The following is a 25286-nucleotide window of genomic DNA, read 5'->3' on the forward strand; positions in this document are numbered from 1 at the left end:
GTCAGACGCTTCCTTCATAGTCCTGTTGCCTGGTCTGATGTTCCCGTTGGAACTCAGCCAGCAACACCGCTTGCTCGTCAGTCAGAGCTAGGCTTTCTAGAAGTTCAGGTCTTCTAAGCCAGGTTCGGCCCAGCGACTGCTTTAAGCGCCAGCGACGTATCTCGGCATGGTTGCCCGACAGCAGAACCGGCGGTACTTCCATTCCTTCCAACACCTCGGGGCGGGTATAGTGCGGGCAGTCCAGCAATCCGTCGGCGAAGGAGTCTTCCTCCGCTGAGGCCTGATGGCCCAGCACACCCGGTATGAAACGGGCGACTGAATCAATCAGGGTCATCGCCGGCAGTTCCCCGCCGCTGAGAACGTAATCGCCGATTGACCATTCTTCGTCAATTTCGGTTTGGATTACGCGCTCGTCTATCCCTTCGTAACGGCCGCACACCAGAATCATCTTCTGATTGGCCGCCAGTTCGCACACGCCGGTTTGATCCAGCTTGCGCCCCTGAGGTGACAGATAAATCACCTTTGCTCCCTCGCCTGCCGCTGCTTTCGCCGCATGAATGGCTTCCCGTAAAGGTTGCACCATCATCAGCATTCCCGGGCCGCCGCCGTAAGGGCGATCGTCCACGGTACGATGCCGGTCGTAGGTGAAGTCGCGCGGACTCCAACACTGCACGCTCAGCAGGCCATTTTTTACTGCCCGGCCAGTCACCCCGTAATCGGTGATAGCGCGGAACATCTCAGGAAACAGGCTTACAATACCGATGAACACAAGCCAATCCCCTTACCGTTATTCCACTTGCTTCGACCGTTTGATCCGGGGGTCAAAAACCAGGATCCCAATCTGCCTCAATCACGCGGGCAGTGAGATCGACTTTCTTGATAACCTGCCCATGAAGAAACGGAATCAACCGCTCCTTCATGCCGAACGCATCTTTCAGGTTCGCTTTCACAACCATCACATCGTTCGAGCCGGTTTCCATCATATCGATGACTTTACCCAGCTCGTAGCCGGCGGTGGTGACTACCTGGCAGCCCATCAGGTCTTTCCAGTAGTAATCGTCACCCTCCAGCGGAGGAAGTTGCTCAGAATCCACCATAATCTCGCGATTAGTCAGCAGATTCGCCGCGTCCCGATCGTCAATGCCTTTGACCTTGATGATCAGATCCTGACTGTGGCGCTTCCAGTCTTCCAACTCGATATGCTGCCACTGACCCGCCTGCTGGATAAACCACGGCTGATAGTCAAAAATGCTTTCGGCGTTCTCGGTGGATGAAAACACTCTGAGCCAACCACGAATGCCGTAAGCGGACCCCATTTTACCGAGTACAATCGGCTGCTTAGGCGCTACCGGTTTGAGTTGCTTGCTCATTGCCACCACCGCGACAGATTAAGCTGCTTTCTTAGCGTCTTTGATCAGCGCGTGAACGCGATCAGAAACGGTTGCACCCAGACCAACCCAGTGCTCGATGCGGTCCAGGTCCAGACGCAGTGCTTCAGCCTGACCGGAAGCGATCGGGTTGAAGAAGCCTACGCGCTCGATGAAACGACCATCACGAGCGTTGCGGCTGTCGGTCACTACTACTTGATAGAACGGACGCTTTTTAGCGCCGCCACGTGCCAAACGAATTGTTACCATAACATCCTCTTTAGTTAATAAAACAGCCGGGCCCCATTGAGGGACGGGGCCCGGTTGCAATATAAAAAGCCCGAAAATTTTACTCATTTTGGCGCAAAAAGCAATCTAAAGCGTCGATCGCAGGGGACAACTTTTGCAGCCTGTCAAATTTCGGGCGGTTTTCACCGCGAACGGCGAATGCTGAAAGCGCCCGCACTCAGCGTGCGGGGGCCCGTCAGCGGCCTGGGAAGCCCGGCGGCATCATGCCTTTCATGCCGCGCATCATCTTCGCCATACCGCCTTTCTTCATCTTCTTCATCATACGCTGCATTTCGTCGAACTGCTTCAGCAAGCGGTTGACGTCCTGCACCTGCATACCGGCCCCCATCGCGATGCGGCGCTTGCGCGAGCCCTTGATGATTTCCGGTTTGGCGCGCTCTTTCAGCGTCATCGAGTTGATGATCGCCTCCATGCGCACCAGCACTTTGTCGTCCATCTGCGACTTGACGTTGTCCGGCAGTTGGCCGGCGCCCGGCAGCTTGCTCAGCATGTTGGCCATGCCGCCCATGTTGCGCATCTGCTTGAGCTGCTCCAGGAAGTCGGTCAGATCGAAACCGTCACCCTTCTTCAGCTTGTTGGCCAGCTTCTCCGCCTGCTCGCGGTCGACCTTGCTTTCGATATCTTCGATCAGCGACAGCACGTCGCCCATGCCCAGGATGCGCGATGCCACGCGATCCGGGTAAAACGGCTCCAGCGCTTCGGTCTTCTCGCCGACGCCGAGGAACTTGATCGGCTTGCCGGTGATATGGCGGATGGACAACGCCGCACCGCCGCGCGCATCGCCGTCGACCTTGGTCAGCACCACGCCGGTCAGCGGCAGCGCTTCGTTAAACGCCTTGGCGGTATTGGCGGCGTCCTGGCCGGTCATGGCGTCGACCACGAACAGGGTTTCCACCGGCTTGATCGCCGCGTACACCTGTTTGATCTCGTCCATCATCGCTTCGTCAACGTGCAGACGGCCGGCGGTATCGACAATAAGGACATCGTAGAACTTCAGCTTGGCCTGTTGCAGCGCGCGATTGACGATGTCGATCGGTTTTTCTTTGACGTCAGACGGGAAGAAGTCGATGCCGACGCCTTCCGCCAGCGTTTCCAGCTGTTTGATCGCCGCCGGGCGATAAACGTCCGCGGAAACCACCAACACTTTCTTCTTCTGTTTTTCTTTCAGGAACTTGCCGAGCTTACCGACGCTGGTGGTTTTACCGGCGCCCTGCAGGCCCGCCATCAGCACCACGGCCGGCGGCTGAGCCGCCAGATTCAGCTCGGTGTTGACTTCGCCCATCGCGGCGATCAGCTCGCCTTTGACGATCTTGACGAACTCCTGCCCCGGCGTCAGGCTCTTGTTGACTTCATGGCCAACCGCGCTCTCTTTGACGCGGTTGATGAAGTCGCGCACCACCGGCAGCGCAACGTCCGCTTCCAGCAATGCCATACGCACTTCACGCAGGGTTTCCTTGATATTCTCTTCGGTCAGCCGCCCGCGGCCGCTGATATTGCGCAACGTGCGCGACAATCGATCGGTTAAATTTTCAAACATCGTCTCATGCTCAACGTGTAATGACAGGCCGCTCCGGCGACACAATTGCGCCGATGATAACACGAAGCGCGCAGGATCTCTGCCTCAGCGTTGGAGATAGGTTGGAGTGAAACGCGCGCAACGCTATACTGACACTCCAATTAACCACGCCGAAGCAAAATTAAACGCTATGCCAGTTTTCTCCATTGTGGCTTTGATGGCCTACCTGCTCAGCCTTGGACTGATCATTCCCAGCTTGTTGCGGAAGAACAGCGCATACCGTCGGCTCGCCCTCGTCTCGGCGGTGGTGGCGCTGATTTGCCACGCCATCGCGCTGCAGCAGCGCATCTTTGACGTCAGCGCCGGGCAGAATCTCAGCCTGCTGAACATTGGTTCTATCGTCAGCCTGATCATCTGTTCGGTGATGACCTTCGTCGCTTCACGCGATCGCGGCTGGTTCCTGCTGCCGATCGTCTACAGCTTCGCGATGATCAATCTGGCCTTCGCCAGCTTCATGCCCGGCGAGTTCATCACTCACCTGGAAGCCAGCCCGGAATTGATGGTGCATATCGGCCTGGCGCTGTTCTCTTACGCCACCCTGATCATCGCCGCACTCTACGCCTTACAGCTCGCCTGGCTCGACTACCTGTTGAAAAACAAGAAGCTGACCTTTAGTGCCGACATGCCGCCGCTGATGAGCATCGAGCGCAAGATGTTCCATATCACCCAGATCGGCGTGGTGCTGCTGACGCTCACCCTGTGCACCGGCCTGCTGTACATGGATAACCTGTTCAGCAAAGAGAACGTGCATAAAGCCGTGCTGTCGATCATGGCCTGGTTCGTGTATATCGTGCTGTTGTGGGGCCATTACCATGAAGGCTGGCGCGGCCGCCGCGTCGTCTGGTTCAGCTTCGCCGGCGCCTTTCTGCTGACGCTCGCCTACTTCGGCAGCCGTCTGATTCAGCAGGTGATGGTGCGCTAGGCCAGCCCGGTCCAATTCTCCCTCTCTATAAGGAATACTGCATTGGAGCATGTGTCGACGGGGACCCTCATCATTATCCTGGTGATCATGATCGTGGTCTCCGCTTACTTCTCCGCTTCCGAAACTGGCATGATGACGCTCAACCGTTATCGCCTGCGTCACCTGTCCAAACAGGGCAACCGCTCGGCGCGCCGGGTGGAGAAGCTGCTGCAAAAACCGGATCGGCTGATCGGCCTGGTGCTGATCGGCAACAACCTGGTCAACATCCTTGCCTCGGCGCTGGCGACCATCGTCGGCATGCGGCTGTATGGCGATCTGGGCGTGGCGATTGCGACCGGCATACTGACTTTCGCCGTGCTGCTGTTCGCCGAAGTGCTGCCGAAAACCTTCGCCGCGCTCTATCCGGAACGCATCGCCTTCCCCAGCAGCGTCCTGCTGGCGCCGTTGCAAAAGGTGATGTTCCCGCTGGTCTGGCTGCTCAACGGCATCACCAGCCTGACCTTGCGCCTGTTCGGCATTCGCACCAACGTGCGCATCAGCGACGCCGTCAGCAAGGATGAGCTGCGCACCATCGTGCGTGAATCCCAGTCGCAGATCTCCCGCCGCAATCAGGACATGCTGATCTCGGTGCTGGACCTGGAAAAGGTGACGGTCAACGACATCATGGTGCCGCGCACCGAGATCGTCGGCATCGACGTCAACGACGACTGGAAGTCAATCATGCGCCAGCTGACCCACTCGCCACACGGCCGCATCGTGCTGTATCGCAGCTCGCTGGACGATGCGATCGGCATGCTGCGCGTGCGCGAAGCCTATCGCTTGATGACCGAGAAAAAAGAGTTCAACAAAGAGAACCTGCTGCGCGCCGCCGATGAGATCTACTTCGTACCGGAAGGCACGCCGCTCAACGTGCAGCTGGTGAAATTCCAGCGCAATAAAGAGAAGGTCGGCATCGTGGTCGACGAGTACGGCGACATTCAGGGCCTGGTCACGGTGGAAGACATTCTCGAAGAGATCGTCGGCGATTTCACCACCTCGATGTCACCGACGCTGGCGGAAGAAGTCACGCCGCAGAGCGACGGTTCGGTCTTGATCGACGGCACCGCCAACGTGCGGGAGCTGAACAAGGCCTTCAACTGGACCTTGCCGGCCAATGAAGCCCGTACCGTCAACGGTATGCTGCTGGAAGAACTGGAAGAGATCCCCGAAATCGGCACCCGGGTGCGTATCGGCCATTACGATATCGACATTCTCGACGTACAGGGCAACATGATCAAACAGGTGCGGGTCACGCCGATCACCTCGCTGCAGTCCAGCGTCGGCCATCACTGACCGCCGGCCAGAACGTAAAAAAGACGCGAAATCGCGTCTTTTTTGTTTCTGCGGGAAACGTACGGTCAGATATGCAGCTCCTGCAGCTTCTCTTTCGGCAGCGCCAGTTCGTCGTTGTGGTTCACCACCACGCCGTTATCCAGAATGTGCTTGGCGATTTCCTGCGCTTCTTCCAGCGAGTGCATGTGGTAGGTACCACACTGGTACTCGTTCAGCTCAGGGATCTTGCGCTGGTCGGTCACTTTCAGCACGTCGGCCATCGCCGCTTTCCAGGCATCGGCAACGCGCTGCTCTTCCGGCACGCCGATCAGGCTCATGTAGAAACCGGTGCGGCAGCCCATTGGGGAGATGTCGATAATCTCCACGCCCTGGCCGTTCAGGTGGTCGCGCATAAAGCCGGCGAACAGGTGTTCCAGCGTGTGAATGCCGCGTTCGGGCATCACTTCCAGGTTCGGGCGGCAAAAGCGCAGATCAAATACCGTGATGGTATCGCCATGAGGCGTTTTCATGGTTTTCGCAACGCGGACAGCCGGGGCTGCCATACGGGTATGATCGACGGTAAAGCTATCCAGCAATGGCATTTCGCTACCTCCTCGTAAAAGAGCATTTATTTCGAAACTTTTTTTCCTAACCGGGAAACCTTTTCCAACCCTGCGAGTCTGAGTATGTGAAAGACGCGCATTTGTTATCATCATCCCTGTCATCAGAGATGCATATTTGGCCACATTGATGTGGCCTTTTTCTTTTTCAGCTTCCGCCGTTTTGCTTCAGGAACGCTTCAAAGCTTAGCGTATCATTGGCTTCTATGTCGCGTTGACGCTGCCAAGAGGCTTCCCGCTCTTTATCCAGCTCGTCTTCGTTCAGGATTTCCAACGGCTCTTCCAGCAATGTCTGGCGATACTGCTCCGCCAGCTGCAGACCGACGCGCCCGGTGCCTTCCGCCTTCATCGCCTTCAGAATGCGCGCGGAGAAGGTCAGCTCAGGGTCGTCAAATGCGGCGACCAGCTCATCGCACACCTGCTGGTATTGACGGTTGCCGGCTTCGCCGTCCAACACTTCCGCCACCCGACGCAGATCGGCGAACAGCGCCTTGCCCACGTTTTCCAGCGGTTCATGGCTGGCGCCACAGCCGATGCCGATGGTCTGGCCCGGCTTGCGCCCTTCCAGAATCACCCGGTTCCAGTTCTTGCGCGTGCACAGCAGTTCATCGCTGCTCATCTCCGGCGCATCGGCCAGCGCGCACCACACCAGGAACAGATCCAGGAAACGCGCCTGCACCGCATCCACGCCGATCGGCGAGAACGGGTTGATATCCAGCGAACGCACTTCGATGTATTCGATACCGCCGCGCAGCAGCGCGTCTGACGGCGTCTCGCCGCTTTTGGTCACGCGCTTCGGCCGGATCGGCGCATACAGCTCGTTTTCGATTTGCAGCACGTTACTGTTCAACTGCAGGTAGCGGTCACCCTCTTTCACGCCCAGCTTGGCGAACTCTTCGGAAGGCGTAACGATCGCCCGCTTCAAACCGGCCACATAGCTGTGCAGATCGTTGAAGGTGATGCCCAGATTACTCTGCGACTTGTTGGTGTAACCCAGATCGCTCAGACGCAGCGAGGTGGCGTACGGCAGGTAGCACATCCCCTGCTCGGTGCGTTCGAACGGCAGAGTGGTCTCGCGACCTTTGAGGAACGAAGAACAAATGGCCGGCGATGCGCCGAACAGATACGGGATCACCCAACCGAAACGGTAATAGTTGCGGATCAGGCGGAAATACCCCGCCGAGATCTGCTCTTTACCGCTTTCTGCGTCCTGCACGCCAGCCCAGGCCTGCCAAAACTCCAGCGGCAGCGAGAAGTTGTAGTGCACGCCGGAAATGGTCTGCATCAACGCGCCATAGCGATTCTTCAGCCCTTCGCGGTACAGCGTCTTCATGCGGCCGATGTTCGACGAACCGAACTGCGCCAGCTCAATATCCTGCTCGGCTTCGATAAAGCACGGCATGCTGAGCGGCCACATGCGCTCATCGCCAATATTGCGCGCTACGTAGCGATGAATATCGCGCAGGAACGTCAGCAGGTGATCGATATTGTCATCAACCGGCGTAATGAACTCTAACAGCGCCTCGGCGAAATCCGTGGTGATCCAGTGGTGCGTCAATGCCGCCCCCAGCTTTTCCGGATGCCCGGTAGTCGCCAAGGTGCCGTTCGGCGTGACTCGCAGCGTTTCACGCTCGATGCCGCGACGAATGCCTTTTAATGCCTGAGGATGGGCTTCCAACCAAGAAAGCGCCTGTGATACGTCCGGGATCAAATTGACCTCCCGCTTCTAAAAACAATAACTCGTAAGCATACTGAATCCGCACCCGAGAGAATATTGAGTTATATTCACTTGGTTACTGCCACCAGGCGATGCCCTGTACCGTTATCATAGTCAAAACGATGTAACGCAGCGCCTTTCCGATACACAGAAACAGCGCGACAGAGCCCCAGGGCATGCGCAGCCAACCTGCCAACACGCACAACAAATCGCCCACCACCGGCACCCAGCTGAGCAACAGCGCAGCCGGGCCGAAGCGTTGCAGCCACCCGAGCGCCGTTGCCAGCCCCCGCTGTGGTTTCAACGCCGGTAACAGGCGCCCGATAATGACATTGGTCAAGCCGCCCAGCGTGTTGCCCAGGGTCGCGGCCAGCACCAGCAATTCCGGCGAGACGCGACTCTGGGTCAGCAAAGCGACCAGAACGATTTCTGAATTTCCCGGCAGCAGCGTCGCACTAAGGAAGCTGCTGCCAAATAACGATATTACGGCTAGCGTACTACTCACAGCGTGCGAACGTCTACCACGTCCATACCGGCGCTTTTTGCCGCCTGGATGCCGAACTCGGCGTCTTCAAACACCACGCACTTTTCCGGCGGCACGCCGATAAGTTCGGCGCAGCGTAGGAAGGTGTCCGGCTCCGGTTTATGGCGCTGTACGTCGTCCGCACCGACGATCGCGTCGAAGCAGTTGAACAGGCCGAGATGACGCAGCAGCATTTCCGCCATGCGGTGCTCGCTGCCGGTACCGACCGCCATCGGACGGCGACCGTGATAGGATTTTACCACCTCGATCAGCGGCAACGGGCGCACGCTGTCCAACAGCATCGCCTCCACCGCGCGGGTTTTCTCCGCGGCCAGATGATGGGGATCGAGATCGGCCTGGTGGCTGGCGATAATCGCCTGAGCGATGCGCCAGGTCGGTGAACCACTCAGCGCCACCATAGCCGCTTCATCAAACGTCATGCCATAACGCGACAGCACTTCACTCCACGCTTTGCGGTGCGTTGGCTCGGTGTCCAGAATCGTGCCGTCCATGTCGAAAATAAGACCCTGATAGCGGTCGTACATCGTTACTCCATGATCGTTGAGGAAAGAAAACTACTTTAGCGTAAAGCCGTTGGGTTGTCGCTGACTGCGTCATAGCGGAATGTGCTGTGATCGATCGGGTGCAAAGAAGGAAAGGGGTGAAGAGAGAATGGCTAAATGCTGAAAAGCGAAAAACCCGCCTTGGCGGGTTTCTCTTAGATAGTGCATCCGGGAGGATGATTCGGGGTCAACGCCTCACCCTGCGGGCCGTTGCTAAAGCAACGTTATCCTCCCCAAGGACACTTTCCTTTCTCCCACCCGCTTGCAGATTTCTCTTCGCGATACGGGGAGTTAAACATGGTGCATCCGGGAGGATTCGAACCTCCGACCGCTCGGTTCGTAGCCGAGTACTCTATCCAGCTGAGCTACGGATGCATGACTGTTTTTGCCGCTTGCCTGTTTCACGAATAACAGAAAAGCAAAAACCCGCTAAGGCGGGCTTCTCTTAGATGGTGCATCCGGGAGGATTCGAACCTCCGACCGCTCGGTTCGTAGCCGAGTACTCTATCCAGCTGAGCTACGGATGCATTACTATTTTTACCGCGTGCCGGCTTTGCTAATAAAGCCAGACTTGAAGAATGGTGCATCCGGGAGGATTCGAACCTCCGACCGCTCGGTTCGTAGCCGAGTACTCTATCCAGCTGAGCTACGGATGCACAGGAATTCTTTTTTGATACCGTATGGTACGTTGTTACTACCCCACCATACTGCAAAATATGGTGCATCCGGGAGGATTCGAACCTCCGACCGCTCGGTTCGTAGCCGAGTACTCTATCCAGCTGAGCTACGGATGCAAATGGCGGTGAGGCGGGGATTCGAACCCCGGATGCAGCTTTTGACCGCATACTCCCTTAGCAGGGGAGCGCCTTCAGCCTCTCGGCCACCTCACCATACGCTTCTTTCGAATTGTGCCTGACTTGCTTTGGAGAAGCTCATCGGCACTGCGTGGCGCACATATTACTTTCTCCGACTTTTAAGTCAAACAATTTTTCCCAACTCATGCGCGTTTGCACAATTCGCACCCAACATGGGCGATTTCACGGCAAAAAGGGCGTTTTATCAACAGGCAACCGCAACGTCTGCAGCAATAAAGCAGGAAACTCACCGGGAAAATAATCACGAAAAAGAAGAGGGAGAACGAAAGAAGTGGGTAAAACGATGCAGTAGCGTCTCGTCTGGCAACGAGACGCTGCTTCGGAATCAGTAAGTCGTCTGCTGAGACTTCTCTGCCTGAATGCGCTGATAGATTTCTTCACGGTGAACTGAAACCTCTTTGGGGGCGTTCACACCAATACGCACCTGGTTGCCTTTTACCCCTAGCACAGTGACCGTAACCTCATCGCCAATCATGAGGGTTTCACCAACTCGACGAGTCAGAATTAACATTCTTTGCTCCTTGAAAGATTAAAAGAGTCGGGTCTCTCAGTTTCCCCGTCATTATCCATCATATGTGGTGAAAACGTAAGCCGCGCAATCCACAATAAGTGTAAGCAGACTTGGTCCCACCTCAGATAATGGTAAGTTTAGCCGACCAGAAAAACTTTGTTCCCGCAATTGTAACTAAATTGTGTTAGCACAGTATAAAAACGCCATAATCAACAAAGTATTATGGCGTTTGTCCGTGCTATTTATTTATGTTCACAGCTTTGAGGCCACCCAGGCTTCTACGCTGTTTAACGCCGCTGGCAGGGCGTTGATATCCGTCCCCCCCGCCATCGCCATATCAGGGCGACCACCGCCCTTGCCGCCGACCTGCTGCGCCACGTTGCCGATCAACTCGCCAGCTTTCACGCGGTCAGTCAGATCCTTGGTCACGCCCGCGACCAGGCTGACTTTGTCATCAGCCGTCGTCGCCAACACGATAATGGCCGAACCCAATTGATTTTTCAGGTCATCCACCATGGTGCGCAGCATTTTGGCTTCGACATTGTCCAACTGGCTGACCAACAGCTTCACGCCGTTAACCACTTTCGCCTGGCTGGACAGCGACGCGCTTTCCTGCGCCGCCTGCTGATCTTTCAGCTGCTGCAGTTCTTTTTCCAGCGCGCGCGTGCGATCGAGCACCGAGCGCACTTTATCGGTCAGGTTGTTGCTGTCGCCCTTCACCAACTGAGCAACGTCTTGCAACAAATCGCTTTGCTGATGCAGCGTAGCGATAGCGCCAGCGCCGGTCACCGCTTCAATACGGCGGATGCCCGCCGCGGTGCCCGATTCGCTCAGAATGCGGAACAGGCCGATATCACCGGTGCGGCTGGCGTGGGTGCCGCCGCACAGCTCGGTGGAGAAGTCGCCCATGGTCAGCACGCGCACGTTGTCGTCGTACTTCTCGCCGAACAGCGCCATCGCCCCCTTCTCTTTGGCATCTTCCAACGCCATCAGCTCGGTCTGCACCGGCAGGTTACGACGCACCTGCTGGTTAACCAGATCTTCCACCGCGCGAATTTGTTCCGGCTTCATCGCTTCAAAATGCGAGAAGTCGAAGCGCAGGTATTTGTCGTTAACCAGAGAGCCTTTCTGCGCAACGTGCTCGCCCAACGTTTGGCGCAGCGCGGCGTGCAGCAGGTGGGTCGCGGAGTGGTTCAGACGGATGCTGTTGCGGCGCTCAGTGTCGATCTGCGCGTCCACGCGATCGTTCAGCTTCAGCGAACCTTGCGCCAGCTTGCCTTGATGGCCGATAGCCTGACCGTATTTCTGGGTGTCGTTGACCACAAACTCGGCGCCGGCGGCTTTCAGCACGCCTTTATCGCCGACCTGGCCGCCGGATTCACCGTAGAACGGCGTCTCGTCCAGCACCACCACCGCCTCTTCGCCGGCGTTGATCTGATCGACAGGCTGGCCGTCGCGGAACAGTGCGATGACCGTCGCCTGCTGCTCGTCGTGATCGTAGCCGCTGAACTGGCTGCTGCCGTCCACGCGGATCAGGCTGTTGTAGTCGGCGCCGAAGCCGCTGGATTCGCGCGCGCGGCGACGCTGTGCTTCCATCGCTTCTTCAAAGCCCGCTTCGTCGACTTTCAGACCGCGTTCGCGGCAGACGTCAGCGGTCAGATCGACCGGGAAACCGTAGGTATCGTACAGACGGAAAGCGGTTTCGCCGTCCAGAGTATCACCCTGCAGCTTGGCCAGCTCTTCGTCCAGCAGCGCCAGACCACGCTCCAGCGTGCGGGCAAACTGCTCCTCTTCGGTTTTCAGCACCTGTTCCACCAGCGATTGCTGGCGTTTCAGCTCGTCGGCCGCCGGGCCCATCACTTCGATCAGCGGCGCTACCAGCTTGTAGAAGAAGGTATCTTTCGCGCCCAGCATGTTGCCATGGCGGATCGCGCGACGAATGATGCGACGCAGCACGTAGCCGCGGTTTTCGTTAGAGGGGATCACGCCGTCAGACACCAGGAAAGCGCAGGAACGGATGTGGTCGGCAATAACGCGCAGAGATTTGTTGTCCAGATCGTTCGCGCCGGTCACTTTCGCCACGGCGGCGATCAGGGTGCGGAACAGGTCGATCTCATAGTTGGAGTTCACATGCTGCAACACCGCCGCGATGCGTTCCAGACCCATGCCGGTATCCACCGAAGGTTTCGGCAGCGGCAGCATGGTGCCGTCGGACTGACGGTTGAACTGCATGAAAACGATGTTCCAGATCTCGATGTAACGGTCGCCGTCTTCTTCCGGGCTGCCTGGAGGGCCGCCCCAGATGTGATCGCCGTGATCGTAGAAAATCTCGGTGCACGGGCCGCATGGACCGGTGTCGCCCATCTGCCAGAAGTTATCGGAAGCGAAAGGCGCACCCTTGTTGTCGCCGATGCGGATAATGCGCTCGGCCGGTACGCCGATTTGCTTCTGCCAGATGTCGAATGCTTCGTCATCGGTTTCATACACGGTGACCCACAGTCTCTCTTTCGGCAGGTTGAACCAGTTTTCACCGGTCAGCAGTTCCCACGCGTAGCTGATAGCATCGTGCTTGAAGTAATCGCCGAAGCTGAAGTTGCCCAGCATTTCAAAGAAGGTGTGGTGACGAGCGGTATAACCGACGTTTTCCAGGTCGTTATGCTTGCCGCCTGCGCGCACGCAGCGCTGCGAGGTGGTGGCGCGGGAATAGGCGCGTTTGTCGAGCCCCAGGAAAACATCCTTAAATTGGTTCATGCCGGCATTGGTAAACAGCAATGTCGGATCATTGTTAGGCACCAGGGAGCTACTTGCTACAACCTGATGACCCTTACTATGAAAGAAATCGAGAAACGCTTGACGGATCTCAGCGGTGCTCTTGCTCATAATTTTCCTGGAAAGGCTAGAATAACGACACGTGAGCCGGTGGCGCGTCATCCCGACGATGACAACCAGCTCACGAACAAAAAGTGGGGATAAGATAAATTTTCTTCAGAGGGAAGTAAAACCCCGTGTGCGCTCATTGCGCAAAATCACGGTAAATTGACTGAATTTCTTCCTGGAAGAAGCCGCGATAGAGCAGATAACGCTGCACTTTGGCTTTCTCTTTCCAGTCGGTTGGCAACGCATCGCCAAATTTTCGCTGCGCCACCTGTTTCGCCTGTTCGCACCAGTCGATATCGCATTCCGCCAGCGCGTCCTGCACCAGCGCTTTATCCACGCCCTTTTGCATCAGTTCGCTGCGGATGCGCTGCGCGCCATAACCTTTGCGGCTGCGGCTGCGGCTGCCGATGTAGCTGTGGGCAAAACGCTTATCGTCCAGCCAGTTGTGCTGGTAACAGTAGACGATAACCTGATCGATCAGCGCAGGATCCACCGGCTCTTCGGCCACCGTCGGCGATGTCGGCGCATGCGGCCCCTTGCCGCCAAACCGGGCTTTCGCCACAAACGGCTGCGCCGCAAGTTTGCGGCGCAGTTCAGCTTCACTATGATCGCGTTGCGACAGCAGGCGCATGGCGCGGCTTAGCAAGTCATTCATCATTCAAGCCTGAATTCAGAGGATATGCGCCACATAAACGGCGGCGCACATCTTCAGCGATTAGAACTGCTCGCTGGTTTCCGCTTCGTCATCTTCGAAGTCGTCACCGGAGGCAGCCACCAGCTCACCGCCGCTGTGCAGCAGCAGGTCGCGCAGCTTCTTATCCAGCTCGGCGGCGATAGCCGGGTTTTCTTTCAGGAAGTTACAGGCATTCGCCTTGCCCTGACCGATCTTCTCGCCGTTATAGCTGTACCAGGCGCCGGCTTTTTCGATCATCTTGTGCTTCACGCCCAGATCGACCAGTTCGCCACGGCTGTTGATGCCTTCGCCGTACATGATTTGGAACTCAGCCTGTTTGAACGGCGCAGCGATTTTGTTCTTCACCACTTTCACGCGGGTTTCGCTGCCCACCACTTCGTCGCCTTCTTTGATGGCGCCGATACGACGGATATCCAGACGCACCGAAGCGTAGAACTTCAGGGCGTTACCGCCGGTCGTGGTTTCCGGGTTGCCGAACATCACACCAATTTTCATACGGATCTGGTTGATGAAGATCAGCAGGGTATTGGCGTTTTTCAGGTTGCCGGCCAGCTTACGCATGGCCTGGCTCATCATGCGCGCCGCCAACCCCATGTGCGAATCGCCGATTTCACCTTCGATTTCCGCCTTCGGCGTCAGCGCCGCCACGGAGTCGACGATGATGACGTCAACCGCGCCGGAGCGGGTCAGCGCATCACAGATTTCCAGCGCCTGCTCGCCGGTGTCCGGCTGGGAGCACAGCAGGTTGTCGATATCGACGCCCAGCTTTTTCGCATAGATAGGATCCAGCGCGTGCTCGGCATCGATGAACGCACAGGTTTTGCCTTCGCGCTGCGCGGCGGCGATCACCTGCAGCGTCAGAGTGGTTTTACCGGAGGATTCCGGGCCGTAAATTTCGACGATGCGGCCCATTGGCAGGCCGCCGGCGCCCAGAGCGATATCGAGTGACAGTGAGCCGGTGGAGATCGTTTCCACGTCCATGGAGCGGTCTTCACCCAGGCGCATGATGGAGCCTTTGCCGAACTGTTTCTCAATCTGGCCCAGTGCCGCAGCTAACGCCTTTTGCTTGTTCTCATCAATAGCCATTTTTGCTCCTTCGTTTCGCAATGCCGGTGTTACCCCACACTGCCACTGAATGTATGTTGTGCAGGAAATGTCACTAATTATACTGTATGGTCATACAGTATCAAGCCTAATTTACAAAAATTCGTCGATGGCGGTTTGCAGCGCGAAAATCGTCGCCTGCAGCCGCACCGCGTCGCGGTCGCCCTCGAATTGCATCTTGCGCGACAGCCCCCGGCCATCGCTGCCGGCGAAGCCGAACCACACGGTGCCGACCGGCTTTTCCGCGCTGCCGCCGTCCGGGCCGGCGATGCCGCTCACCGACAGCGCCAGATCGGCCTGCGCCGCCCGCAGCGCCCCTATGGCCATCTCGCGCACCACCTCTTCGCTGACCGCGCCGTGCGCCGCCAACGTCGCTTCGCTCACCCCCAGCAGATCATGTTTCGCCGCATTGCTGTAGGTGACGAAACCGCGATCGAAATAGGCGGAGCTGCCGGCGATATCGGTAATGGCCTTGGCGATGCCGCCGCCGGTGCAGGATTCCGCGCAGGTGATCCAGCGGCCCTGAGCCTTCAGTTTCTCCCCTGCCAGCACGCTGAGCCGGCGCAGTTGGTTTTCACTCATAACCCCTCCCTTGCGAATTCAGATATATGCGCCCGATAGTAGCATTTATCAAGGCGCTGCAGCGGCTGGCGCGTGGAAATGCGCAGCGTCTCGCAGGAGGTGCGGTTTTAAGCGCCCGGCCAAGCTGCTAGTATCAAAAGAAGCGCCCCATCAAGCGGCGGCGCACCAGCACAAGGAACATCACGGAGGCGGCACGCTGCGGCGGCCTCAGGGCGCACCAGAAGAGATTAGGATGATAGCGTGAAAAAAACGTTGGGCGTATTCTTGCCGTTGTACACCACCACCCTGCTGCTGCTGTTGGGCTCGGGCCTGCTCACCACCTACGTCTCGCTGCGGCTGACCTCCATCCACGTCAGCAGCGCGCTGATCGGTGCCATCATCGCCGCCAACTACATCGGGTTGGTGATCGGCGGCAAGGTCGGCCACTTTCTCATCGCCCGCGTCGGGCATATCCGCGCCTACGTGGCCTGCGCCGGCATCATCACCGCTGCGGTGCTGGGGCACGGCCTGACGGCGTTCATTCCCGCCTGGGTTGCGCTGCGTCTGGTGATCGGGTTGTGCATGATGTGCCAGTATATGGTGCTGGAAAGCTGGCTGAACGACCAGGCGGAATCCAACCAGCGCGGCATGGTGTTCGGCTTCTATATGGCGGCGACCTATCTTGGCATGTCGCTGGGCCAGATCGTGCTGATGCTGCAGAGCAACCTGGGCATCACCACGCTGCTGGTGATCGCGCTGTGCTTCGCGCTTTGTCTGGTGCCGATCGCGCTTACCACCCGCACTAATGCGCGCCACATGTCGCCGGCCCCGATGGAGCTGCGTTACTTTGTCGGGGCCATTCCCAAGGTGCTGGCCACCACGCTGGTGATCGGCATGGTGGTGGGCTCGTTTTACGGCCTGGCGCCGGTCTACGCCAGCCTGCAATCCTTAACCACTCAGCAAACCGGCCTGTTCATGGCGCTGGCCATCTTCGCCGGGCTGATCGCGCAGTTCCCGCTCAGTTGGCTGTCGGATCGCTATAATCGCCCGTTGCTGATGCGCCTCAACGCCATTTTGCTGATCGTGGCGGCGCTGCCGCTGGCGCTGCTGCCGCACATCGATTTCCCGCTGCTGCTGGCGGTCGGGTTCGTCGTCAGCATGTTGCAATTTACGCTCTACCCGCTGGCGGTGGCGCTGGCCAACGATCTGATCGAGCCGGAACGCCGCGTCTCGCTGGCCGCCTGTCTGCTGATGGCGTTCGGCGTCGGCGCCAGCATCGGGCCATTGGCGGTCGGCGCGCTGATCGAACCGCTGGGCGGCAATATCCTGTACGCCTTTTTCGCCCTGTGCGGCGTGCTGCTGGCGGCCCTCAGCCGCACGGCGAAAGCGGAAGAACCGCAGCTGGCGCAGGACGCGCCGGTGCCCCACATCCCGCTGCCAGACAGCCTCGCCAGCTCGCCGCTGTCGCCGGCGCTCAATCCGACCTTCGATGAGCAGATCATTCACGACACCATGCCGCCGCCGGAAGCGGCGCCCGAGGTCGACGAGCCACAGCCTGAAGCACAAGAGGCGGCCCCCTTGCCTCAGGGCGCCGATCCTGAAGAAGACACCGGCCTGAAAAAGGCGCACGCCATGCTGTAAACGGCGGTGTTACAGATCCTGGAAGGAGCCCAACAGAAAACCGCGTTCGGCGATCGCCGCTTTCAGCGTCGGCGCGGTCAACACATCCAGCTCGACGAGGCGCGGGTGGCAGTATTTGCTCTGCAGGATCGTCGCGTCGAGGAACGCCGGGTGGCACATCATTTCCAATGACTCGGCGCCCTGCTCGTCGGCGCGCGCCAACCTCTGCAGGAACAAGGCTTCGGAAATCATTTCACCGTAGAATCCCGCGTCAAACGCGTCGGTGCTGCAGGGAGTCTGCAACGCCAGTTCGCGCCGTTTCGCCTCTTCGCGATCGAGACGCAGCGGCAGACCCTGCGCTTGCGCGAACGCCTCCACCAGCGGATAAATTTGCGGCTGCATATGCACATGGTGATGGCTGTCGATATGCGTCGGCGGGCGGCCGAACAGCGTCACAAACCGCGCGAACTGGCGCTGCAGCTCCTCGTGAATTTCGTCCAGCGACAGCTCGCCGGCCTCGGCGCGGCGCCACAGCCATTTGCCCAGTTCGCCATGTTCGTTGACCAACGAAGGCATGGCGCCCAGCGGCTTGCCATGGGTCAAAACGAAATGCAGCCCGATCGACAACCCCGGATATTGCCGGCTGAGCGCCGCCGCGTGCTGCGCGCCGCTGCCGTTCACCATCGCCGTGGTGGAGGAAACGACGCCATGCTGATACGCCTCGATGACGCCATAGTTCTGCCCTTTGCTCAGGCCGAAATCATCGGCATTCACGATCAGTAGTTTTTCCATAGAGGCTCCCGCGGGATAGATTTTTGGCAAGGGAAGGCCGACCGCTCGGCGCGGCATTCCCCCTCGTTAAGGTAAAAATCAAATGATTAACCGACCGGCGCCCTGAAGCTCATCGGCATATCGGCGTTGATACTGATCGGGAGCGGCCCTAAAGAGGGCCGTAACACTTTTTTCGGTAATTGCCCGGGGTCACGTCGGTGAGCCGCTTGAAGTTTTTGATGAACAGGCTGACGTCGCCATAGCCGGAATCGAAGGCGATATCGGAAACCGAATAGTTGGTGACCTCCAGCTGCGTCTTGGCGAAGTTGATGCGGATCTCATTGATCACCTGCATCGGCGTTTTATGGTAGTAACGCCGCATCGCCCGGGTCAGGTACTCCTGGGTTTTCCCCGACAGCGCCACCATGTTCGCCAACGCCTTTTCGCCGAACATCGCCTTGTCATGCATGCCGGCCAGGGTGTTCTTCAGCCACTGCGGGATATCATCGCCGCCGTCGTTTTCTTCTTTATAATGTCGGATGCGGCTGATCACGTAGAAGGTCAATGTTTCGAGGAATTCGGCGAAGTCGTCCTCACGAAACTGCGGGGAACTCACCACCGATTCGATATAGGCCAAAAACTCGCTTCTCAGGCTGTAAGCCTGCGAGGCGACAAAGCAGCGCGGCAGCTGTTGCAAGTAATGCTCTTCAAAAAACGCTTTGCTGACCGCCACGTTGAAAATTTTCGTCGCGCCGAACTCGTAAAAGCTCTGGTGGTAGGAACCGATAGGGATAAAGACGAAATCCCCGCGTTCCAGCAGCACCCGCTTGCCGTTGATCTCCTGATAGCATTTGCCGCTCAGCACGATGGTGAACTCGTAATAGTCGTGCTGATGCAGCCCGGTGGCGCTTTCCACCTTGTTATAGATGAACAGGTGAAAGTCTTTGCAGTTAAAGAAATCCTGCTCGCGAATCAGCTTCACGTCGTTGGCACTCAGCGAAATTCGGTTATCGGACACAGCGCCGGCCTCCCGTTAGTCAAATCCGTTGCGTCTGGCCGCTTCGGCAAACCAGTAACCGCTTTTTTTAATGGTGCGCCGCTGATCCGCCCGATCCAGCCGCACCAGCCCATAACGATTCTTGTAGGCGTTCAGCCAGGACCAGCAGTCGATAAAGGTCCACAGATGATAGCCTTTGCACTGCGAGCCTTCCGCCAGCGCGCGGTGCAGCCACTTCAGGTGCTCGCGAATAAAGTCGATGCGGTAATCGTCCTCCACCCGCCCATCGGCGCCGATAAACGCCTCTTCGCCCTCGACGCCCATGCCATTTTCCGAAATATAACAGGGCAGATTGCCGTAGTTCTCTTTCAGATCCATCAGGATGTCGTACAGCCCCTTCTCGTAGATCTCCCAGCCGCGGTGCGGATTGATTTTGCGGCCCGGCATTGCATAGTAACTGAACAAATCCTCCGGCGATGCGATCGGCCCCTCGGCGCGCCGTCCCGCTTTCGCCTGCACCCTGCGCGGCTGGTAATAGTTGACGCCAAGGATATCCACCACGCCGCCTTCGATCAGCTGCGCGTCCTGCGGTTCGCAGTAGGGCATCAGCCCATGCCGCTCCAGCAGGTGCAACAATGCGGCCGGGTAACGCCCTTTGGCGACCGGATCGAGGAAACTGCGATTGAGCAGCAGATCGGCGTCGTGTGCCGCCTGCCGATCCTCCGGCGCGTCGGAGCGCGGATAGGTTGGGCTCAGATTCAGAATGATGCCGATGCTCCCCGGCAGCCTCCGCGCTCTGAAACGCTGCACCGCCATGGCGTGCGCCAGTACGCTGTGATACGCCACGGTGACCGCCCGTTTGAAGTCCACCACGCAAGGGTAGTGCAGGTCATTCAGGTAACCGGCTTCCACCGGCACGATCGGCTCGTTGAAGGTGAACCAGTGGGTGACCCGATCGCCAAACAGGCCGAAACAGGTATCGGCGTAACGCGCATAGGCTTCGACCACCGCCCGGCTTTCCCAACCGCCGCGCTGTTGCATGCACAGCGGCATATCGAAGTGATAGAGATTGATAAACGGGGTGATGCCCTGCGCCAGCAGCTCGTCGATCATCGCGTTATAGAACGCCACCGCCTGCGGGTTCACCTCACCGTCGCCGTCCGGGATCAACCGCGACCACGAGATCGAGGTTCTGAAAGTATTATGGCCCAGCGTTTTGAGCAGCCCGATATCGGTGCGGAAATGGTCATAAAAGGTCGAGGCCTCGGTCGGCCCCACCCGTCCGTGAAAGCGCTCGGGCGCGATCTCGTACCAATAGTCGAAGATGTTGCGACTCTTGCCGTCCCGCGCGGCCGCCCCTTCAGACTGCGGCGCGGAGGTGGCGCTGCCCCACCAGAACCCGTCGGCAAATTGATATTCCATACTCGCGTCCCTCGCGGGGCGGCCGCGCCGCCCCGTTCCACAGTTAGAATTTCAGCGCCTTGGCGATGTCTTCTTCGCTTTCCGTCGCCGCGTCGATCTGGCTCTGCGCCTTGTTGGAGATCGCCACGAACGGCAGATAGATCACGGTGGCGACCGCCAGGTTGAACAGGCTCAGCAACATGGCCATGATGCTGCCGTTGGTGTTGAAGAACGCCCCCAGGCCGACCGGCATGGTCCAGGGCGCGATGTTGGTGATCGGCGGGATCAGCCCGGAGTAGTAGGCCAGGGAGGTGATAATGGTCAGCACCGGCTGCACCAGGATGAACGGAATGAACATCACCGGGTTCATGATCACCGGCAGACCGAACAGTATCGGTTCGTTAATCTGGAAGATGCCGGATGGCGTCGCCAGTTTGGCGACCTGGCGGTAATCTTCGCGGCGCGAGGCGATGAAGATGGCGATGATCAAGCCCAGCGTCGAGCCGGTGCCGCCGAGGTAGATGTAGGAATCGACGAACGGTTTCGCCCACATGTGGAACTCTTTTCCGGCGGCCACCGCCGCTTCGACCGAACCGTATTTGTTGTACAGCTCCACGTTTTCCAGCGCGAACGGCGTCATGATGCCGCTGTCCAGGGCCGCCAGCGCCATGGAGCCGTGCACCCCAAAGAACCACAGCAGCGAGGAGAACAGCACGTACACCCAGCCCACCACGCTGCCCATCTTGGCCAGCGGCGCCGAAATGCCGTCCATGATGATCTGGTGGAAGTTGGTGCCCCAGTGCGCCAGCGCGAACGCCACCAGCCCCATGATGGAGAGGATGATGAAACCGGGGATCAGCGCCGAGAAGGAACGCGACACCGAAGCCGGCACGCTGTCCGGCAGGCTAATCACCCAGTTGCGCCGCACGATGAAGGCAAACATCTCGGCCACCGCCAGCCCAATCACCATACCGGAAATGATGTTGGCGCCGCCCAACCAGTTGGCTCCCACCGCATAGGCCTCGCCGACATTGAACGGCGTGACGGTCATAAAGGCCGCCACCGCCAGCAGCGCCGAAGCGAGCGGATCGACCTTTCGCTCTTCCGCCAACGCCATGCTGATAAAGAACGGCGTCATCAGTGACATGATCCCCAGCGTGCCGTTGTAAACGCTGCCGCCGATGCTCTTCAGACTATTCAGCGTCTCTATGGTAGAGGCATCTAACCTTACGCCCAGAGAATAGAAGAACGATCCTTCGCCGAAGCTCAGAAACACGTTGTTGATCAACACGAACATCGCCCCGGTCAAGGTCAGCGGCATCAGGCGGATAAAGCCATTCTTGATGGCGTTGACGTGGGGCTGCTTACCGATTTTTACGGCGAAAGGCAGGATAACCTTCTCGAGCGAGGCAATGAGGGTATTCACGGCGGCCTCCTGTTATTGATTGGCTTTCTTGATGGCGGCCACCGCGGCCTTCAGCACGCCCAGCCCATCGACCTTGCCGTACAGCAGCGGATCGATGACCTCAACGGGTTTATTGGGCAGCTGTTTTTGCACTTCCGGCAAGGTGTAGGCGATCTGCGGCCCCAGCAGGATCAGATCCGCCTCAACACCCTTCTCTGCGGCCAACGCTTCCGGATAGGCGGCGATGATCACCGGTACTTCATATTTTTCGGCCTGCGCCTTCATTTTTGATACCAACAGGGAAGTGGACATACCGGCAGAACAAAACAGATAGATTTTTTTCTTTTCCATACCAAGCACCTCAGATAATCAAAAAAAACCCGTGTTATTTGTATGCCAGATGCAATCACGATTGCTTCACGCACATTCCTTATGAAAATTTCCGTCACGTTGCCCTGGTTATGGACAGTATACGGAGCATGAAAAACGGATCGGTAAGCCAGGAGGAGACATAACCGTCTCTCATTGACCTGACGGATTGACCCCCTTCACATTTCGCACAAAAAAATAGTGTGACCGGGCTCTCAAATAACCGATAAAAACTCGGAATATTCGCAATAAATATTCAAATAACAATTATAAACAGCAAGTTACAAACTCACCGAGAATTTAAGGGGTTATTTGCGCCTGAACAAACGAAAAGGGAATAAAAATAGTTCAAGCTTGATTCACCTACGGCCATCCGAACGCGATAACCGGTGAAGAGGATTAGGTGGGCAGACGCAGCAACTCGATCACCGTGCTCAGCGCCACGGAATGATTCCTGCGGTTGGGATAATAGAGGTAAAAACCGGTAAACGGCACGCACCAGTCGGTCAACACCCGCCGCAGCCGCCCGCTCGCCAGGTGTTCTTCCACCTCCTGTTCGATAGCGAAAGCGATGCCGACGTGCGCCAACGCCGCCTGCAGCAACAGCCTGGCGTCATCCACGATAAGCGGGCTGTTAACCGCCACGGAAAACCGCTGCTCGCCCTGCTGAAATCCCCATTTGTAGCGCTCACCCGATGAGGCCTTACGCCAACCGATGCAGCGGTGCTGCAGCAAATCCTGCGGATGCGTCGGTTCGCCGTGCCGTTGAAAATAGTCCGGCGTGGCGACGATGGCAAAACGCAGATCCGGCGTCAGGCGCACCGCGCGCATATCGTTGTGCAGATCCTCGCCGAGCCGAATACCGGCGTCAAAGCCTTGCTCGACGATGTTGGCGAACCCCTCGTCCGCCACCACCTCCAGCGTAATGCCGGGGTACTCGCTGGCCAACCGCCCCAGATGCGGCACGATGGCGAGATCGATCGCCGAACGCGGCGCGTTGATACGCACCAGGCCGCGTGGCCCTTCGCGAAACGCATTCAGGCTCTCCAGCGCGGCGTCGATGTCGGTAAAGGCGGGCACCAACTGTGCCAGCAGATGCTCACCGGCCTCCGTCGGCGAGACGTTGCGGGTGGTGCGATTCAGCAGGCGAATGCCCACCTGCGCTTCCAATTCGCGCAGGGTGTGGGTCAGCGTCGGCGGCGTCACGCCCAATCGGGCGGCGGCACGGCGGAAGCTGCGTTCACTGGCGATAGCCACGAAGGCCGCCAGGCCGGACAATTCGGGTTTCTTCATGCTATTAATATAAATTATCTAATAGTGAGATGAATTTTTAGCGGATAGTTATCCGTCATCTAACAACATAGCATTGCGATCGAACCCATTACCAGGTATCGAAGCGATGATTAATGCTACAGCTCCAACTCATGAAACACCGCGCCGTTTGGCGGACAAAGTCGTACTGGTGAGCGGCGGCGGTACCGGTATCGGCCGCGCTGCGGCGCTGGCCTATGCCCGCGAAGGTGCCAACGTCGCGCTGGTCGGCCGTCGCGCGGCGGAAATCGAAGCCACGGCGCGCGACATCGCGCTGGCCGGCGGCGACGCCCTGCCCATCGTGGCCGACGTCTCCCAGGAAGACGATATCCGCAGGCTGCTCGCCACGGTGAGCGCCCACTACGGCCGGCTCGACGTCGCCTTCAACAACGCCGGCATCATCGGCAACTTCGCCCCCATCACCGAACAGAGCAGCGAGGATTTTGACCGCGTGATCGCCATTAACCTTCGTGGCGTCTGGCTGGCGATGAAATACGAGATTGAAACCTTCCTGGCACAGCATTCAGGCGGCGTGATCATCAACACGTCCTCCTGGCTGACCCACGGCGCGCTGGCCGGCTCATCCAGCTACTCCGCCAGCAAAGGGGCGCTCGATGCGATGATCCGCGCGGTGGCGCTCGAATACAGCGGCCAGGGCATCCGCGTCAACAACATCAACCCCGGCATCATCGACACGCCGATGGCGCGCGGCAGCGTGGCCGACAGCGCGGCGTTCGCGCCCTTTATCGCCCACACGCCCGCCGGCCGCCTGGGCGAATCGGAAGACATCGGCGATGTGGCGCTGTGGCTGGCGACGGACGAAGCCCGCTTCATCACCGGCCAAAGCCTGCTGGTGGACGGCGGTTACACCATCGCCGGCATGCGCTGAGGAGACGACGCCATGAACTACGTACGGCTTGGCGACAGTGGCCTGCAGGTGTCCCGCCTCTGCCTGGGTTGCATGACCTACGGCGATCCGGCCTGGCGGCCCTGGGTGCTGAAAGAAGATGAAGCGCGCCCCTTTATCCGCGAGGCGCTGGAAGCGGGCATCAATTTTTTCGATACCGCCAACATTTACTCCGGCGGAGAAAGCGAGCGCATTCTCGGCCGCGCGCTGAAGGCGTTCGCCCGCCGTGAAGACGTGGTGATCGCCACCAAAGCCTACTTTCCGATGGACGCGCAGCCGAACAACCGCGGACTGTCGCGCAAGCACCTGCTGCACAGCGTCGACGCCTCCTTGCAGCGGTTGGGGACGGATTATCTCGATCTGTTCGTGCTGCACCGCTTCGACACCGAAACGCCGATCGAAGAAACTGCCGACACCCTCGACGGCCTGGTGCGGGCGGGCAAAATCCGCTATCTCGGCGCCTCTTCGCTGCACGCCTGGCGCCTGATGAAAATGCTGGCCTTTCAACGTCAACACCGCCTGGCGCCGTTTATTTCGCTGCAAAGCCAATACAACCTGGTGACGCGTGAAGATGAAGAGGAGCTGATCCCGCTGTGTCTGGAGGAGGGCCTTGGCCTGACGCCCTGGTCGCCGCTGGCCCGCGGCGTACTGGCCGGTTCCGGCAGTGGCGGCACGCTGCGCGCCGCCACCGACGAACAGGTCCCCCGTTGGTATAACGGCAGAAAGGAGGTAGAGCGCACCGTCGATGCGGTAGCGGAGGTGGCGGCCGCGCGCGGCGTTCCACCGGCGCAGATCGCGCTGGCCTGGCTGTTGGCCAGACCCGGCGTGACGTCACCGCTGGTGGGCATGTCCAAGCCGCATCATCTGCAGGATGCGCTGGCAGCGCTCACCCTCAGGCTATCGCCGGAAGACGTCGCCGCACTGGAGGCGCCAATGGCACAGGCTGCCCGCCCCGAGCGCTGGTAGCTCCTTTTC

The 25286-nt window shown here is 58.5% G+C and carries 25 protein-coding genes and 5 tRNA genes; 6 read left to right on the plus strand and 24 right to left on the minus strand.

What is annotated here, in order from left to right:
* Position 1 precedes the first annotated feature (1 nt).
* From trmD to ffh, 4 genes are all read right to left on the minus strand, one after another.
* Positions 2 to 769 (minus strand): tRNA (guanosine(37)-N1)-methyltransferase TrmD, encoded by a 768-nt coding sequence (gene trmD / locus ACMGGK_RS19495; protein ID WP_016929022.1) that lies wholly within the window; start codon positions 767 to 769, stop codon positions 2 to 4.
* A 52-nt stretch (positions 770 to 821) separates the two neighbouring features.
* Complete coding sequence (gene rimM / locus ACMGGK_RS19500) at positions 822 to 1370, minus strand: ribosome maturation factor RimM (protein WP_019455135.1); 549 nt, start codon at positions 1368 to 1370, stop codon at positions 822 to 824.
* 18 nt (positions 1371 to 1388) lie between these two features.
* On the minus strand, positions 1389 to 1637 hold the full coding sequence (gene rpsP / locus ACMGGK_RS19505; protein WP_004932501.1) for a 30S ribosomal protein S16: 249 nt from the start codon (positions 1635 to 1637) through the stop codon (positions 1389 to 1391).
* Positions 1638 to 1851: 214 nt separating this feature from the next.
* Entirely contained in the window at positions 1852 to 3213 is a 1362-nt protein-coding gene (ffh, locus tag ACMGGK_RS19510; protein ID WP_420277139.1) for a signal recognition particle protein, read from the minus strand.
* A 169-nt stretch (positions 3214 to 3382) separates the two neighbouring features.
* Between ffh and ACMGGK_RS19515 the strand changes: the two genes are divergently transcribed.
* A complete protein-coding gene (locus tag ACMGGK_RS19515; protein ID WP_004932506.1) occupies positions 3383 to 4174 on the plus strand; it encodes a cytochrome C assembly family protein in 792 nt (263 codons plus the stop codon).
* Positions 4175 to 4216: 42 nt separating this feature from the next.
* On the plus strand, positions 4217 to 5506 hold the full coding sequence (locus ACMGGK_RS19520) for an HlyC/CorC family transporter (protein ID WP_016929024.1): 1290 nt from the start codon (positions 4217 to 4219) through the stop codon (positions 5504 to 5506).
* A gap of 65 nt (positions 5507 to 5571) precedes the next feature.
* Here the strand turns inward: ACMGGK_RS19520 and luxS are convergent, their stop codons facing one another.
* The 11 genes from luxS to alaS all read right to left on the minus strand — a co-directional run bounded on the left by luxS (position 5572) and on the right by alaS (position 13174).
* Complete coding sequence (gene luxS / locus ACMGGK_RS19525) at positions 5572 to 6087, minus strand: S-ribosylhomocysteine lyase (protein WP_004932513.1); 516 nt, start codon at positions 6085 to 6087, stop codon at positions 5572 to 5574.
* A gap of 166 nt (positions 6088 to 6253) precedes the next feature.
* Complete coding sequence (gene gshA / locus ACMGGK_RS19530) at positions 6254 to 7816, minus strand: glutamate--cysteine ligase (protein WP_049298906.1); 1563 nt, start codon at positions 7814 to 7816, stop codon at positions 6254 to 6256.
* A gap of 82 nt (positions 7817 to 7898) precedes the next feature.
* A complete protein-coding gene (locus ACMGGK_RS19535; protein WP_025159656.1) occupies positions 7899 to 8327 on the minus strand; it encodes a YqaA family protein in 429 nt (142 codons plus the stop codon).
* Positions 8324 to 8890, minus strand: a complete 567-nt coding sequence (yqaB, locus tag ACMGGK_RS19540) for a fructose-1-phosphate/6-phosphogluconate phosphatase (RefSeq protein ID WP_004932523.1) — start codon at positions 8888 to 8890, stop codon at positions 8324 to 8326. The genes ACMGGK_RS19535 and yqaB overlap by 4 nt, the downstream gene beginning before the upstream one ends.
* A 316-nt stretch (positions 8891 to 9206) precedes the next feature.
* Positions 9207 to 9283 (minus strand) — tRNA-Arg (locus ACMGGK_RS19545).
* Positions 9284 to 9358: 75 nt separating this feature from the next.
* A tRNA-Arg gene (locus ACMGGK_RS19550) sits at positions 9359 to 9435 on the minus strand.
* A 52-nt stretch (positions 9436 to 9487) separates the two neighbouring features.
* Positions 9488 to 9564: transfer RNA gene (locus ACMGGK_RS19555), tRNA-Arg, on the minus strand.
* A gap of 61 nt (positions 9565 to 9625) precedes the next feature.
* Positions 9626 to 9702 (minus strand) — tRNA-Arg (locus ACMGGK_RS19560).
* Between the two features lie 3 nt (positions 9703 to 9705).
* A tRNA-Ser gene (locus ACMGGK_RS19565) sits at positions 9706 to 9798 on the minus strand.
* A gap of 310 nt (positions 9799 to 10108) precedes the next feature.
* Complete coding sequence (csrA, locus tag ACMGGK_RS19570) at positions 10109 to 10294, minus strand: carbon storage regulator CsrA (protein WP_004091602.1); 186 nt, start codon at positions 10292 to 10294, stop codon at positions 10109 to 10111.
* 252 nt (positions 10295 to 10546) lie between these two features.
* Entirely contained in the window at positions 10547 to 13174 is a 2628-nt protein-coding gene (alaS, locus tag ACMGGK_RS19575; RefSeq protein ID WP_049300198.1) for an alanine--tRNA ligase, read from the minus strand.
* Between alaS and ACMGGK_RS19580 the strand changes: the two genes are divergently transcribed.
* Positions 13124 to 13267, plus strand: a complete 144-nt coding sequence (locus tag ACMGGK_RS19580; RefSeq protein ID WP_162180460.1) for a hypothetical protein — start codon at positions 13124 to 13126, stop codon at positions 13265 to 13267. The genes alaS and ACMGGK_RS19580 overlap by 51 nt on opposite strands.
* A 40-nt stretch (positions 13268 to 13307) precedes the next feature.
* Here ACMGGK_RS19580 and recX read toward each other — a convergent pair whose 3' ends face one another.
* From recX to pncC, 3 genes are all read right to left on the minus strand, one after another.
* A complete protein-coding gene (gene recX, locus ACMGGK_RS19585; protein ID WP_420277140.1) occupies positions 13308 to 13826 on the minus strand; it encodes a recombination regulator RecX in 519 nt (172 codons plus the stop codon).
* A gap of 60 nt (positions 13827 to 13886) precedes the next feature.
* On the minus strand, positions 13887 to 14951 hold the full coding sequence (recA, locus tag ACMGGK_RS19590) for a recombinase RecA (RefSeq protein WP_004932541.1): 1065 nt from the start codon (positions 14949 to 14951) through the stop codon (positions 13887 to 13889).
* A 111-nt stretch (positions 14952 to 15062) separates the two neighbouring features.
* Positions 15063 to 15551: a nicotinamide-nucleotide amidase gene (pncC, locus tag ACMGGK_RS19595; RefSeq protein ID WP_048794685.1), complete on the minus strand. Its 489-nt coding sequence runs from the start codon at positions 15549 to 15551 to the stop codon at positions 15063 to 15065.
* 240 nt (positions 15552 to 15791) lie between these two features.
* Here pncC and ACMGGK_RS19600 point away from each other — a divergent pair, with 240 nt between their 5' ends.
* The gene (locus ACMGGK_RS19600) at positions 15792 to 17171 is read left to right on the plus strand and encodes an MFS transporter (protein WP_143779147.1); all 1380 of its coding nucleotides are present in this window, start codon (positions 15792 to 15794) and stop codon (positions 17169 to 17171) included.
* 9 nt (positions 17172 to 17180) lie between these two features.
* Here ACMGGK_RS19600 and chbG read toward each other — a convergent pair whose 3' ends face one another.
* The 6 genes from chbG to ACMGGK_RS19630 all read right to left on the minus strand — a co-directional run bounded on the left by chbG (position 17181) and on the right by ACMGGK_RS19630 (position 23386).
* A complete protein-coding gene (gene chbG, locus ACMGGK_RS19605; protein ID WP_420277141.1) occupies positions 17181 to 17942 on the minus strand; it encodes a chitin disaccharide deacetylase in 762 nt (253 codons plus the stop codon).
* A gap of 148 nt (positions 17943 to 18090) precedes the next feature.
* The gene (gene chbR / locus ACMGGK_RS19610) at positions 18091 to 18939 is read right to left on the minus strand and encodes a transcriptional regulator ChbR (protein ID WP_016929032.1); all 849 of its coding nucleotides are present in this window, start codon (positions 18937 to 18939) and stop codon (positions 18091 to 18093) included.
* 15 nt (positions 18940 to 18954) lie between these two features.
* Positions 18955 to 20340 (minus strand): glycoside hydrolase family 1 protein, encoded by a 1386-nt coding sequence (locus ACMGGK_RS19615; protein WP_079450103.1) that lies wholly within the window; start codon positions 20338 to 20340, stop codon positions 18955 to 18957.
* A gap of 43 nt (positions 20341 to 20383) precedes the next feature.
* Entirely contained in the window at positions 20384 to 21745 is a 1362-nt protein-coding gene (gene chbC / locus ACMGGK_RS19620) for a PTS N,N'-diacetylchitobiose transporter subunit IIC (RefSeq protein WP_016929034.1), read from the minus strand.
* Between the two features lie 12 nt (positions 21746 to 21757).
* On the minus strand, positions 21758 to 22075 hold the full coding sequence (locus tag ACMGGK_RS19625) for a PTS sugar transporter subunit IIB (RefSeq protein WP_004932561.1): 318 nt from the start codon (positions 22073 to 22075) through the stop codon (positions 21758 to 21760).
* A 417-nt stretch (positions 22076 to 22492) separates the two neighbouring features.
* Entirely contained in the window at positions 22493 to 23386 is an 894-nt protein-coding gene (locus ACMGGK_RS19630; RefSeq protein ID WP_420277142.1) for a LysR family transcriptional regulator, read from the minus strand.
* 106 nt (positions 23387 to 23492) lie between these two features.
* Here ACMGGK_RS19630 and ACMGGK_RS19635 point away from each other — a divergent pair, with 106 nt between their 5' ends.
* Both ACMGGK_RS19635 and ACMGGK_RS19640 read left to right on the plus strand, forming a co-directional pair.
* On the plus strand, positions 23493 to 24293 hold the full coding sequence (locus ACMGGK_RS19635; protein WP_168186778.1) for an SDR family NAD(P)-dependent oxidoreductase: 801 nt from the start codon (positions 23493 to 23495) through the stop codon (positions 24291 to 24293).
* A 12-nt stretch (positions 24294 to 24305) separates the two neighbouring features.
* The gene (locus tag ACMGGK_RS19640) at positions 24306 to 25277 is read left to right on the plus strand and encodes an aldo/keto reductase (protein WP_420277143.1); all 972 of its coding nucleotides are present in this window, start codon (positions 24306 to 24308) and stop codon (positions 25275 to 25277) included.
* Positions 25278 to 25286 lie beyond the last annotated feature (9 nt).

Source organism: Serratia sp. BNK-33-b (assembly GCF_048684565.1).
Lineage (GTDB): Bacteria > Pseudomonadota > Gammaproteobacteria > Enterobacterales > Enterobacteriaceae > Serratia > Serratia marcescens.